The sequence below is a fragment of the Parachitinimonas caeni genome, from assembly GCF_030129945.1.
Classification (GTDB): Bacteria; Pseudomonadota; Gammaproteobacteria; order Burkholderiales; family Chitinimonadaceae; genus Parachitinimonas; species Parachitinimonas caeni.
Map to the genome: position 1 here is coordinate 14,939 of NZ_JARRAF010000004.1, position 13,811 is coordinate 28,749.

Here is a 13,811-nt window from a genome sequence, read left to right on the forward strand (position 1 = left end):
TCACCCCTGTTGCAAGCTGTAAAGGTAGGCGTAATAGCCATCGGCCCTGGCCAGCAGGCTGTCGTGGGTTCCTTCCTCGACAATCTGGCCCCGGTCCATGGCAATGATGCGATCGGCGTGGCGCACCGCAGACAGGCGGTGGGCAATGACGATCACGGTGCGACCCTGGCAGATGGCCTGCATATTGTCGCGGATCACCCGTTCCGACTCGTAATCCAGCGCACTGGTGGCTTCATCGAAGATCAGGATGCGTGGATTGGTGGCCAGGGCGCGGGCAATGGCAATGCGCTGGCGCTGACCGCCTGATAGCCCGGTGCCATGTTCGCCGACAATGGTGTCGTAGGCTTCCGGCAATTCGGTGATGAACTCGTGCGCGCCCGCCAGCTTGGCGGCTTCGATGATGGCCGGCATCGGCATGCCGGGGTCGGCCAGGGCAATGTTGTCGCGGATGCTGCGGTTGAACAGCAGGTTTTCCTGCAGTACCACCCCGATCTGCCGCCGCAGCCAGACCGGATCGGCCAAGGCCAGATCAACCCCGTCGATCAGTACCCGGCCGGTTTCCGGCACGAACAGCCGTTGCACCAGTTTGGTCAACGTGCTCTTGCCCGAGCCAGAGCGACCGACGATACCGATGATCTGGCCGGGGGCGATCTTGAGCGAGACGCCGCGCACGACTTCGGGGGCATCGGGTTTGTAGCGGAAGCGTACCTGGTCGAATTCGATGCTGCCTTCGATGGCAGGCAGGGCGGCCCGGCTGACCGGGGCGACCTCGGTGCGGGTGTTGAGGATGTCACCCAATCGTTGCATGGAGATGCCAACCTGCTGGAAGTCCTGCCATAGCTGGGCCAGTCGCATGATGGGGCCGGAGACGCGACCTGCCAGCATATTGAAGGCAATCAACTGGCCGACTGACAGTTGGCCGTCGATGACGAGACGGGCACCCAGCCACATGGTGAGCACGGTGACGACTTTGCCGATCAGCGAGACCGACTGGCTGGCGAGGTTGCCCAGATGGCCGACCCGGAAGCTGGCCGAGACATAGGCGGCCAGTTGGCGGTCCCAGCGTTCGATCACCCGCGGCTCGACCGCCATCGATTTGATGGTTTCGATGCCGTTGACGGCTTCCACCAGAAAGGCTTGGTTCTCGGCACCACGGGCAAACTTGGTATCCAGCCGGGCACGCAGCACCGGCGTGACCAGTAGCGATAGCGCGATATAGCAGGGCAGGCTCAGTAGCACGATCAACGTCAGCCAGCCGCTGTAGTAAGCCATGACGGCGAGGAAGATCACTGAGAACAACAGATCCATCACCAGGGTGATGGCGTTGCCGGTGAGGAACTGGCGGATGTTTTCCAGTTCACGCACCCGCGCCACCGAATCGCCGACCCGTCGGGCCTGAAAATAGGCCAGAGGCAGGTTGAGCAGATGGCGGAACAGCCGGGCCCCCAGTTCAACGTCGATGCGGTTGGTGGTGTGCGAGAACAGCCAGCCGCGCAGGCCGGTAAGCACCACTTCAAACACCGAGACCACCAGCAGGCCGCCGGCCAGCACATCCAGCGTCGACAGGCCGCGATGCACCAGTACCTTATCGGTCACAACCTGAAAGAACAGTGGCGTCAGCAGGGCAATGACCTGCAATACCAGCGACACGATCAGCACTTCACTCAGCAGCTTGCGGTATTTGACAACGGCGGGGATGAACCAGCTGAAGTCGAAGCGGGCCAGTTCACCCGCCAGCGAGGCGCGCGAGGTGAAGAGGATGGCGCGGCCACTCCAGCGGCTACGCAGCTGGTCGAGGTCCAGCGTTTCCGGACGACCGACGCGGGGGTCTTGAATCAGCACCTTGCCATCGCTGGCCCGTGCCAGCACAAAGTAGCCGCCATTGACGTCTTCGACCAGCGCCGGCAGGGGCAGCTTGGCCAGCCGCTCAATCGATGAATCGACGGCCCGGCATTTCAGCCCGAGCTTGCGACCGGCCAGCAGAATGCGGGTTTCGTTGAAAGCCACCCCGCCACCAAACTCGTGGGCAAGCTGGGCGGGTTCGGCGGCAATGGCGTGAAAGCGGGCCAGGATCACCAAGCCCAGCAGGCCACTGTCGAGCGGCGGAGCCTGAGTAGCGGCCACCGCCGGGGCTGAGGGCTGGTCGGGGTTAGGAGTGTCCATGGGCGGCATGTCTGGCAAAAAAAGGGGTGAACTATAGCTGAATCTGCCAGCGGCTATCTAATGGTTTGGTTGGGCTGTCTGGCGATTGTCGGATTTATGTCATGCAAAATTTTTTAAACTCGCAAAATCCATCAGGAAAATACAGATGCCCCTGATTGGTCAGGAGGCGGGGTCAACCAAAGCCAGATTTCTGGCCGTGCTGGCGCTTTCTAAGAACTAAGCCATACCGCCATGACAATTTGAATAATCGGCAAACCAGAGTGGTTTGGCGGGAAATTCACACGAATCAGCTGATGAATCCTTAGGCTCTGTTGACATTTTATTTCCGGATCGCGTTTCGTCGGCTTTGGGCCTGATGCAAGGCGAAAAGCGCGCCGCTTAGTGATAAGCCACGCGATTTCCCGTCTGGGCGCACAGGCTGTAAGGCTTGCATCGCAAGCCAACAGCCTGGCAGTTAACGCGGCAGCAGGCCCAAATCCGGCGAAACCCTCTGGGTCGGGTCGATTTTTGGGGCATGGCGTCGTTAGGGTTCGTTTATTTAGCTCGCTAAACCTCACTCACCCTGCCTCGCCCTGCCCCAAAACTCGGCCCGGCGCGACCGGAAACAAAACGTCAACAGAGCCTAGTCATCAAACTGGCCTTCTGGCCAGCTTGATGACTATCAGTCGATAGCTGCATCAAGCAGCAGGGCGATGCCCGTTCCCAGCAGGTCGAACAGGCCGTCCGAGCTCGACGCAGCAGCGGGGCTCTTGGCCGGCGCATCGAAGAGCGGTTGTCCAACAGCCGGGGGCGACGATGGGGGGGCCGGTGTGCCGGTAACCCGCTCGGATACGGCAGCGCCGGCCTGTAAGCGTTGGGCGTCGCTACGGTATTCGCCCAGGGCTTTGGATACGGCATTCTGGTCAAGCACCGCTAATGGGGCGCCGCAATAGCTGCAATGGTCTTCCTGGCGAATATCCACAGCGCCGCCGCAGCTATTGCATTTGACCTGTGCGACCTTGACCGACAGCTGCTGTCGTTCGAGTGTCGTGAGGTCGCGTACGAATTGCTTCTCTCGCAGGAAGTGCCAGAAGTTGATCAATCGGCCGTGCCCTTGCGGGCAGCGGTGGTATCTGAACCGGTTGGTGCGGACCAGATCATTGGTCAGGACCAGCTCGGCATAGCAACGGACGCAATGCAAGGCCCCGGTTTGCTGGCGTGGCTGGCCTTCTTGCTGATGCTGGTTGATTTCTTCAAACAACGTCAGCACGGCATTAGGCGCCAGCTGGCCACTTTCGTTCGGGTCAAACCAGATTTGCTGGCAGCTGAAGCAGAAGTCGAGTTCGATGCTACCGCCAAGCTTGCGCTCGTACTCACGTGCCTGCATGGGTTGACTACATTGTGGGCAGTTGATGGTCATGGCGCTTTCCTTTCCCATTGAACTATAGACGCTGGTGACGGCTCCTTTCCGCTCGCACGGGCCGAAATCCGGGATAGCCAGCCTCGCTTATGCCACCTGGGCAGGCCCCGCAACCAGACCCGAGCCAATGGAATAGGTGGGAGGCGCCGGGTTGAGGCCCATCAGTTGTAACCAGCCACGGGTGCCATCGGCCTGACTGTAATTGCCAAGGACGGTCGCGCGCGCAGCGTGGCGGATCGGCGTGAGGTCTGCTGCGTCCAATAGCACCGAGATCTGCCGGCACAGAGCGGCGTCGTCGAAGAAGTCAACCAGAAAGCCGTTGACCTCATGCCTTAACACTTCTTGCACGGGAGCGGTCGCCGAGCCCACCAGCACACAGCCACAAGCCAGCGCCTCAAGCATCGACCAGGACAGCACAAATGGGTAGGTAAGGTAGGTGTGAACGGTGGATATCTGTAGCACTTTCAGATAGTCGGCATAGGGCAGCTTGCCTAGAAAGTGAACGCGGTCGGCATTGAGAGGGACTTCGCTTGCCATTTTCTCGCGCCAGTTGGCGGCACCTTCAGGTTTGCTGCCGTAGCTGACATCATCGCCGCCGACGATCAGTACGGTGACCTCCGGGCGCTCTGCCAGCAACCGACCCATCGCACGGATGAATTGCGGAAAGCCTCGATAAGGTTCGAGGTTGCGGGCGACGTAAGTGATGACCTGGTCCGACCGGCTGAGGACGCGCCCGTTGGGCAGGGTGAAGCGGACGTCTGGATCGGGGCGGGCGGCCTGGGTGTCTACGCCTTCGTGGATCACCCGGATCTTGGGCTGATAAAGCGGCGGGTGTAGTGATTGCTGCCAGTGGGTGGGAGCCACGGCGATATCGCACTGTTCAAGGTTGAGCAGGTGCAGGGCATTGCGGGTGCGGATGCGGGCGCGGTCATCCAGCGAGACGGGGGAGGCGGGGTCAAAGCCGGCATCGGCGCCGTCCGCGTGGTAGTAGAACTCGCAGAAGTGGATCAGCGTGGCGTCAGGAAAAACATCTTTGACGTATAGCGACTCTCCCCAGCCAGGGTGGGCAATGATGAATCGTGGATTGAAGCCATGTTGTTTGAGTTCAACCAGCTTGCGCACTACTTCCTGCCCCACCAGCACGGCGCGTTCGAAGGAAACGAGATAGCGGTGGGTGGCTTTGTGGGCGTCGCGCTTGGGCTTGTAGCGGATGGTCTGTACCCCCTCCATGCTGCGCGCCTGCGGTTGTGCCAAGGCCACCAGGCGATTGCCGGGCTGATCTAGCAGGGCTTGGGCAATATGGCGGAACTGGCCGGGGAAGTTCTGGTGCAGAAACAGGATGTCCATGAATGAGTATCAGCGTTTCGTTTGGTAGAGCAGGACGATAGATAAGCCGACGGCCGATGGCTTATAAAGCGCATCGGCCGTCCGGATGGCGGATACACCTGATTTCAGCCTTGTGAGCCCTCGTAAACAATTTTCCAGCCAGGGCCTTCCTGCTTCCAGTAAAGCCGCTTGCGGGTGCGATTGTTGAGATTGTTGCTCTGGTAGTCCTGATCAAACGAGGTCAGCAACATCGGGGTTTCGGCCGGGTAGGCGAACAGGCTGACATTTTCAAGCTTGACCTTGGCCCACTGTTTGCTCGCATTGATCTGCGACTTCTGCTTGCGCCAAGTATTGATATCGGTGCCATTGGCGCGAAAATCATCGCTGTAATGTGCCAGATAGTGTTCGGTATCCAGCTTTTCCCAATCACTGCGCCAGTGGTCAAGCTGGGCCTGGGCCTTGGCGGCGCGGCTACGCCACTCGTCCATGGCCAGCCATTCGATACGGGGAGTAATCACGACCGGAGTGCCGGCCGACAGATAACGCCCCAGCGCGGCCATATCCGGGTTGGTCAGCACGACGCAACCATTCGAGGCCAACGGCGGGCGGCTATAGGTATCGGAAGGCGAACCATGCAACCAGATGCCGTGGCCGTCCCGCCCCTGCCGTTTGTCCCATTCATTGGGATAGGACAGCGGCCAGGCGCCAACACCGTAAAGATCGGCCTGAGCACCGTAGGTTTTGTCCAGATCGGCTCGCGGCAGCTTGCCGGTGACAAAGTACACACCAACCGGTGTGCGCTGATCGCCTTCACGATTTTTGCCAGCGCCCTGTTTGCCGATGGTGACGTAAAAATCCAGCAGGTAGCGGGGCACCCCATTGTCGTTGCGGAACATATAAAGCCGCGAGCTGGTGGCATCGACCACCACGGCATAGGCTTGCTGGGGAGAAAGCTTGACCAGGCTGGCAGGAATGGCCTCGCTGGGGGGCGGTGCCAGATAATGCTTGAGCCGCACCTGCGCTTCTGCTCGCAGATCGTTGAGCTTCTCGGCGTGTGCATCCCCGGCATTGCCAAGCGTGGTGAGCGGGCGCGTACGCGCCAGCAGCAAGTCACCCTTGATCAGATGGGCAAGCTTGTAGTTGGGGTTTTTTTCGATCAGCGCATCGACCAGCCGGAGCGCATCGTCCAGCCGGTTACTGCGTACCGCATTGAGCGTGTCGATCAGCATGCGCTCGGGCGCTGCTTCCACGCTGGCTTGCGCCATGGTGGCGGCAGTAACCGGAGGCGGCGGTACGCTGCGTGACCAATTCATCGAGTTGGCCGACGGGGCCACGTAGACGCCGATCAGCAAAGCACTGGCGAGCTTGAAGTGGTGCGCCATATTTGACCTATCCAACCCGTTCTTCCTTGATCAGCCAGCGTCCGCCGGTCTTGATCAGCACAATGGTCTTGCCGGTCGAACTCTTCAGGGCGTCCGAGCGATACGCCTGCACCATCCGTACGGTAGCTGTGTCGTCATCGTCGAAATCCACCTTGAAATTGCTGAGCTTGACGCTGATGCTCTTGGCTGCGCTGATCCGTTCGCGCCGCTGTTTTTCCCACTCGCCACGGCTCTCGCCTTTGGGTGGCTTGAAGTTCTTGGCATAGAAGCCAAGGTAGGCGCTGACCTTGCGATCCGACCAGGCATCTGCCCAGTCATTGAGCGACTTCAGCACTTCGGCTTCGGTGGCTTTCTTGTCGTTCTTGCTGTCGGCCACCTTGGCCGGCTCGGCCGGTTTGGTTTCGACCGGCTTGGCATCGACAGGTTTCGCATCAGCCGGCTTGGTCTTGCCGGGATCTGCTGCAGGCTTGGTGTCCACAACCGGCTTAGGCTCAACCGGCTTGGGGGGATCAATCTTGGCAATCGTCTGGGCCGGTGTCGGGGTTGGCACCGGCTTGGCGGGCGCGGGTGTGACAGCCGGTGGCGTTATCGGTGGCATCTGGGGCTTGGCCGTGCTACTGGCGGTTGCCAGCTGCGGCAACTTGCTGCCCCGTGGGTTTTTGTTGAACAGCTCACGAATCAGCGTCAGCTTGGCCTGGGCGCCGCTATTGCCCTTTTCCAGCGACAAGGCTCGGTCGTAAGCCTGGGAGGCTAGGCGTGCGTAGAGGTCGCCCAGGTTTTCGTGGGCGGTGGCATAGGCCGGATTGGTCTGGATCGCCAGTTGCAAGGCCGATTTGGCCTTGTCGAGCTGATTCTGTTGTGCATACAGCACAGCCAGATTGTTATAGGGCTCGGGTAGTTCGGGGTAGTCCTCAGCCAGAGCGGTGAATACCTTGATGGCTTCATTGGCGCGATTCTGCTCGGTCAGGATCAGACCTTTCAGAAAACGTACCTGCGCATCCTTGGGATTGCTGGCGAGGAACTTGTCGGCGCGTTCAAGCGCATCTTTATGCTGGCCCTGCTTCAGTAAGCGGCCGATATCTTCTGCTTCATCGGCATAGGCTGGGGGCGCGAGCACAAGGCCGGCGCCGACGAGCAGCGAAGCGAGGCGGCGTAAGGTCATCTGTTGTAGTCTCTCGCGGTTTGGAGCCTGAATTCTAAACCGGAAATTTTACCAAGAAGGCAAACGCCTTCCAAACCAACCCTGTTTTGATGCGCTTTTACCCATGTCTGCACTGTTTCCTCCCGCGTTCTTATCGGTCTTTTTGCTGATTTGCTCGAATGTCTTCATGACTTTTGCCTGGTATGCCCACCTGCGCAATATGGCCGGCAAGCCGTGGTATCTGGCGGCGCTGGTCAGCTGGGGAATCGCTCTGGCCGAATATCTGCTGCAAGTCCCGGCCAATCGGGTCGGCTATGACGTGTATAGCCTGTCACAGCTAAAGATCATCCAGGAAGTCATTTCCCTGTCGGTGTTCATACCGTTTGCGGTGTTTTACATGCACCAGCCATTGAAATGGGATTACCTGTGGGCGGCCTTGTGTCTGGCCGGGGCGGTGTATTTCATGTTCCGTAGCGCCTGACGGACGTGGCTCTGTTGACGTTTTGTTTCCGGTCGCGCCGGGCCGAGTTTTTGGGGCAGGGCGAGGCAGGGTAAGTGAGGTTTAGCGCGCTAAATAAACGAACCCTAACGACGCCATGCCCCAAAAATCGACCCCGGCCTTGCGAGGCTGTTGCCGCAAAGCGGCTTACGGCCACGGCATCCCCCTTGCGGGGACAGAGGGTTTCGCCGGGTTTGGGCCTGCCGCCGCGTTGACTGCCAGGCTGTTGACTTGCGATGCAAGCCTTACAGCCTGTGCGCCCAGACGGGAAATCGCGTGGCTTATCACTAAGCGGCGCGCTTTTTGCCTTGCATCAGGCCCAAAGCCGACGAAACGCGATCCGGAAATAAAATGTCAACAAAGCCAATTTGCCTTGCCGGAGCGTTTGGTTTAATTTGTAATCATTAATGTTTATAAATTAAATGGAGCATCAACCATGCCTGACTCATCCGCCAACGCATCACTCATGACCTTGCTGGATGCCAGCCTGCAGCAGGCCGCCTGGTATCAAGGCGGCTATTTCAATCATCTGCCCATGGCGCTGCATGCGCTGGCAGAGCTGGGGGCCTCTGAGCAAAGGCTGCAGGTCTGGTTCGATCACTACGCAAGCCGCCTGCAGCCTGTAGCGGCGATTGAACCGGCGCCGGACTTCGACCCCATGGCGCATCTGGGCGAGGCCGATACCTTGCCAGCTTGTCGCGCTTTCTTCCTGAAGGCGGTGGAAGAGGGTGATGCGCTGGCGGTTGCGCGCACCTATTGGCCCCGGCTGGCGCGTGGCCCTGCTGCGGCGGCGTTTCATGGCCTGATCCAGCTAGCACATGCCCTGCAAGTGGGTCACCCCGGGCAAGTGGCGCATGGGCTAGCGGCCCTGACGGCCTCAAACTGTGATTTGGGGACGCCAGGGCTGTCAGCTCAGGCTGACAGCGTGGTTCAGCGATTGGTGGCGTTGCGGCAGTGGCGGCTGCTACTTGCATCGCAGCCACTGAGCGATTGGATCATCGGTCGCATCCAGTGGGCGGTGAATCTGCCGGGTTTTGCGGCGGCCGCCTGCATGCCAGAAGGGCTGACCCTGGCGGATCTGACGGCGGCTTGTGCCCAGCTGTATTGGCAGCATCGCAATCTCACGGCCTTGCATATGGTGACGGCCTGCCATGCTTACCGGCAGATCACCAACCATCTGGGCGATGGCGATCTGGGCGCACTATGGCTGGCGCTTGCGGCAGCGTTTGTGGCGGTGGATGAAGATTTCGACCCCGTACCGCCGCAGCTGCCGGCCACTCTGCCGGACTGGGCACAGCTACGCGCCAAGGCCTGCGAGTCGGACAACGAGCATGTCATCAAGCTAACGCATTGTTGCTGGCGAGAGTTCGAACATTACGGCTGGCCCCTGCACCAGGCGATTGCGGCGCGGGTGAATGGCTTGCTGGTTGCGGCCTGAGGGCCGGTTCAACCGGGCATGCACGGCGGCAGTCTGCTGATTGGGGTAGAATTCAGGCCAACCCCCCAATTCAGTATCCCTATTCATTTATTTAGACTGACATTCAATATGAGCAATAAGACTCCCGAGCCGGTTGCACCGGCGCCCAGCAATTTCATCCGCACCGTCATTGACGACGATCTGGCCAGCGGCAAGCACAGCAAGACCGTGACCCGTTTTCCGCCGGAACCGAACGGCTATCTGCATATCGGTCACGTCAAAGCAATCTGCATCAACTTCGGCATCAAGGAAGATTATCTGGCGCGTGGTTATGCCAGCGAGTGCAATCTGCGTTTTGATGACACCAACCCGGAGAAAGAGTCCGAGGAATACGCCAACGCGATTCAGGAGGACATTCACTGGCTGAACTTCGAGTGGAATGGCAACGTCCGCTGGGCGTCCGACTACTTTGAGCAGCTCTATCAGTTTGCCGAGTCGCTGATCAGCCAAGGCAAAGCCTTTGTGTGCGAGCTGAATGCCGAGCAGATGCGTGAGTATCGCGGCAGCTTTTCCGAGCCCGGCAAGAACAGCCCCTTCCGTGATCGCAGCGTTGAGGAAAACCTTGATCTGTTCCGCCGCATGCGTGCCGGTGAGTTTGAGGATGGCAGCCGGACGCTGCGCCTGAAGATCGACATGGGGTCGCCCAACCTGAACCTGCGTGATCCGGTGATCTATCGCATCCGCCGGGCGCACCATATCCGCACGGGTGATACCTGGTGCATCTACCCGATGTACGACTACACCCACTGTATTTCGGATGCACTGGAAGGCATCACGCATTCTTTGTGCTCGCTCGAATTCGAAGACCATCGCCCGCTCTACGACTGGGTGCTCGACAATATCGAGATCCCTTGCCATCCGCAGCAGATCGAATTCAGCCGGTTGGAATTGCTGTATGCGATTACCAGTAAGCGCAAGCTCAATCAGCTGGTGATTGATGGCCGGGTGACCGGTTGGGATGATCCACGCATGCCTACCGTCTCGGGCATGCGGCGGCGGGGGTACTCGCCCGCTGGCCTGCGCCTGTTTGCACAGCGCTGCGGGGTATCCAAGCAACCCAATGTGATTGATTACAGCGTGCTCGAAGGTGCGGTGCGTGAAGTGCTGGAGAGCGAAGTACCGCGCGTGATGGCGGTGATCAACCCACTCAAGGTGACACTGACCAATTTCGACCCGGCACAGACCGGGAGCCGTGCGGCAGGGTTCCACCCCAATCACCCGGAGTTCGGCGAACGTGAAGTACCGATCAGCCAGACGCTCTATATCGAGCGCGATGATTTTGCTGAGCTTGCACCGGAAGGCTGGCAGCGCTTGGCGCCGGGCACTGAAGTCCGCTTGCGGTATTCCTATGTGATCCGCTGCGATGACGTCATCAAGGATGCTGCCGGCGAGGTGATTGAGCTGCGTTGCAGCATCGACCACGAGACGCTGGGCAAGAACCCGGTTGGCCGCAAGGTCAAGGGCGTTATTCATTGGCTGAGCGCAGCCCATGCGATTCAGGCGGAGGTTCGTCTGTATGACCGCCTGTTCACCGAACCCCGGCCGGATGCAGTACGGGGTGAGGATGGCCAGTACCTGGACTTCCAGCAGTTCCTGAACCCCGAATCACTGCGTGTGGTGCAAGGCTGGGTAGAAGCCTGTGTGGCGAATGCGGCGCCGGAAACCCGTTATCAGTTCGAGCGCCTCGGCTATTTCGTCACCGACCGGTACGAACATCAGCCGGGGAGTCGCGTGGTGTTCAACCGCACCGTGGGGCTCAAAGACAGCTGGCAGAAGGCGAGCTGATGGCGGTTATCAACCTGCGCGACGTCAATCGGGATAATTGGCGTGCCTGTGCGGCTCTGACACTGGCCCCGGCACAGCAAGACTGGGTGGCGCCAAATATGGCGTCTCTGGCTGAAGCCGGTTTTGAGCCGCACTATCGACCGCGAGCCATCTATGCCGACGATGTGCTGGTGGGATTTTTGATGTACTGCCCGGATATCGAATCGGACGACGCCAAACGGTTCTGGTTGTTTCGCTTCATGGTGGACGCCCGCTATCAGCAGCGTGGCTATGGGCGTCAGGCACTGGCGCTGGCTATTGCTGAAATGCGAGCGCTGGGCGCCGCTACCATTCGCATTCCCTTCAAGCCCGATAACCTTGCAGCGGCCAGCCTGTACGCGGCAGCGGGTTTTGTGCCGACAGGGGAGCGTGATGAGGCCGGCGACGTTCTGGCAGACCTGAGTTGGCCGGAATCTGAGGGAGTGCCGCATCAAGAGCCGGCCGCCGGGAACCTGCAGAATCATCTGCAGTTCTTGCTGGAGTTGGAGAAGCTGAAAGCCATCCTGCGCAAGACGCGACCAATTGGACTGGAGCGCTATGAAAATAGCGCGGAGCATAGCTGGCATGTCTCGCTGATGGCGATACTGTTGGCCGAGCATGCCGAGCCGCAAGTAGACATCGCCCGTGTGGTGAAAATGCTCTTGCTGCACGACATCGTGGAAATCGATGCCGACGACACCTTCCTGTACGACGAGGTCGCGGCACAAGCCAAGGCCGGCAAGGAAGTGCAGGCCGCCCAACGGCTGTTCGGCATGTTGCCACCGGCCCAGGCGGCTGATTTCATGGCAGCCTGGCAGGAATACGAAACACGGGCCACGCCGGAAGGGCGTTTCGCCTATGCCTGCGACCGGATGTTGCCGGTTCTGCAGAACCTCGAAACGCAAGGTCGAACCTGGCGGGAACATCAGGTGCGGCTGGAGCAGGTTCTGAACAAGAATCAAGTGATCAATGATGCGGCACCGCGACTCTGGCAATACCTGCGTGCCCGTCTTCAGACCGCCAAGATGGAAGGATGGCTGGATTGAGGCGAGCACCCCGGTTTCTCGCATTGTTTGCCCAATTTAATGATATGTGCGGGTTGGTCGCGCGCTGGTTTGACTGCCGGCCAGCCTGAGATGTCCTGAGTGATAGGAATCCTGTGAGTACCTTAAAGAACGATACTTTCCTGCGTGCCTTGTTGCGCGAACCCACTGAATACACCCCTATCTGGATCATGCGTCAGGCGGGGCGTTATCTGCCTGAGTATTGCGAGACACGCCGCCGCGCCGGCTCCTTCCTTACGCTGTGCAAAAGCCCGGATATGGCCACAGAAGTGACGCTGCAACCGCTGGCCCGTTACCCGCTTGATGCGGCAATCCTGTTTTCGGACATCCTGACGATTCCGGATGCGATGGGCTTGGGCCTGTATTTTGCAGAAGGTGAGGGGCCTAAATTTGAGCGGCCTTTGCGTGAGGAGTGGGAGATCCGTAACCTGGCCGCCCCCGATCCGACCGATCGACTGGGCTATGTTATCGACGCCGTACGCCAGATTCGTAAAGCGCTTGATGGCAGTGTGCCCTTGATTGGCTTTTCGGGCAGCCCGTTCACCCTCGCGTGTTACATGATCGAAGGCGGGGGCTCTGATACCTTCTCCAGGGTCAAGACCATGCTGTATGACCGGCCGGATCTGCTTGATCACATCCTGGCAGTGAATGCCGAGGCGGTGACCAGCTATCTGAATGCCCAGATCGAAGCCGGAGCGCAGGCAGTCATGATTTTCGATTCCTGGGGCGGCGCACTGGCGGCTGGCAAGTATCAGCGCTTCTCGTTGAAGTACATGAAGCAGGTGGTAGATGGTCTGACCCGCGAGAAAGATGGCCGCAAAGTGCCGGTTATCGTCTTCACCAAAGGCGGTGGGCTGTGGTTGGAAGAGATCGCGGCAATCGGTTGTGACGGGCTTGGCCTTGACTGGACGGTTGATCTGGGTGATGCCCGGCGTCGGGTGGGCCGTCGGGTCGCCCTGCAAGGCAACCTCGACCCGAATTCGCTATTTGCCTCACCCCAAGCCATCGAAGCAGAAGTTGCCCAGTTGCTGGCAAGCTATGGTGCCGGTTCCGGGCACGTATTCAATCTTGGGCACGGCGTATCGCAGTTCACCAAGCCTGAGCATGTGGGCGCATTGGTCGAAGCAGTACATCGGCTGTCGCGTGCTTATCACTGATTCTGCATTCAGAATGCCGCAAAACAGACCTTGATGGGGATCGGCTTCCTTTCAGGGTCTGTTGGCGTTTGGCAGCGCCAGGGGGGAGCGGACCTCTCGACCAAGAGCCGGATTGCGATCAGCAAGGCTGGTATGTGTAATGACCGCCCTGAAATTCGGCCAAACGGGCCATATTAGCCGAATGGCTACTTTTCGAGCTTGGCTGAATAATAAAAAAGTCTTTTTGAAACATTGGTTTATGGGCATTTGTTAATCCCTTGCGCGGGTTGTGTCGCCTAACTTATGCACACAGTTCGAATCTGGAAAATTTGCACCTGTCAAGCCCTGAAAAACACATTCACGTAGAATCTGCTGCTGATTAATACATTGATTTTTAAGTATTTTAATTTTCGCCTAAGTT

The 13,811-nt window shown here is 59.2% G+C and carries 10 protein-coding genes; 5 read left to right on the plus strand and 5 right to left on the minus strand.

Features of this window, described 5'->3' with window-relative positions; translation table 11 throughout:
* From PZA18_RS04320 to PZA18_RS04340, 5 genes are all read right to left on the minus strand, one after another.
* A complete protein-coding gene (locus tag PZA18_RS04320) occupies nt 1-2,163 on the minus strand; it encodes a type I secretion system permease/ATPase (RefSeq protein WP_284099569.1) in 2,163 nt (720 codons plus the stop codon).
* A 661-nt stretch (nt 2,164-2,824) separates the two neighbouring features.
* Nucleotides 2,825-3,562, minus strand: coding sequence for a zf-TFIIB domain-containing protein (locus tag PZA18_RS04325; RefSeq protein WP_284099570.1), 738 nt, complete (start codon nt 3,560-3,562; stop codon nt 2,825-2,827).
* A gap of 87 nt (nt 3,563-3,649) precedes the next feature.
* Entirely contained in the window at nt 3,650-4,909 is a 1,260-nt protein-coding gene (locus PZA18_RS04330; protein WP_284099571.1) for a glycosyltransferase family 4 protein, read from the minus strand.
* Between the two features lie 104 nt (nt 4,910-5,013).
* Nucleotides 5,014-6,270, minus strand: a complete 1,257-nt coding sequence (locus PZA18_RS04335; protein ID WP_284099572.1) for a L,D-transpeptidase family protein — start codon at nt 6,268-6,270, stop codon at nt 5,014-5,016.
* Nucleotides 6,271-6,277: 7 nt separating this feature from the next.
* Nucleotides 6,278-7,432, minus strand: coding sequence for a nuclear transport factor 2 family protein (locus tag PZA18_RS04340; protein ID WP_284099573.1), 1,155 nt, complete (start codon nt 7,430-7,432; stop codon nt 6,278-6,280).
* Nucleotides 7,433-7,535: 103 nt separating this feature from the next.
* Between PZA18_RS04340 and PZA18_RS04345 the strand changes: the two genes are divergently transcribed.
* From PZA18_RS04345 to hemE, 5 genes are all read left to right on the plus strand, one after another.
* Nucleotides 7,536-7,892, plus strand: coding sequence for a DMT family protein (locus PZA18_RS04345; protein ID WP_284099574.1), 357 nt, complete (start codon nt 7,536-7,538; stop codon nt 7,890-7,892).
* A gap of 454 nt (nt 7,893-8,346) precedes the next feature.
* Entirely contained in the window at nt 8,347-9,348 is a 1,002-nt protein-coding gene (locus PZA18_RS04350; RefSeq protein ID WP_284099575.1) for a questin oxidase family protein, read from the plus strand.
* Nucleotides 9,349-9,456: 108 nt separating this feature from the next.
* Nucleotides 9,457-11,172 carry a glutamine--tRNA ligase/YqeY domain fusion protein gene (locus tag PZA18_RS04355; RefSeq protein ID WP_284099576.1) on the plus strand — a complete coding sequence of 572 codons (1,716 nt, stop codon included), beginning with the start codon at nt 9,457-9,459 and terminating at the stop codon, nt 11,170-11,172.
* Nucleotides 11,172-12,236 carry a GNAT family N-acetyltransferase gene (locus PZA18_RS04360; protein WP_284099577.1) on the plus strand — a complete coding sequence of 355 codons (1,065 nt, stop codon included), beginning with the start codon at nt 11,172-11,174 and terminating at the stop codon, nt 12,234-12,236. The genes PZA18_RS04355 and PZA18_RS04360 overlap by 1 nt, the downstream gene beginning before the upstream one ends.
* 113 nt (nt 12,237-12,349) lie before the next feature.
* The gene (gene hemE, locus PZA18_RS04365; protein WP_284099578.1) at nt 12,350-13,411 is read left to right on the plus strand and encodes a uroporphyrinogen decarboxylase; all 1,062 of its coding nucleotides are present in this window, start codon (nt 12,350-12,352) and stop codon (nt 13,409-13,411) included.
* The last annotated feature ends 400 nt before the right edge of the window (nt 13,412-13,811 follow it).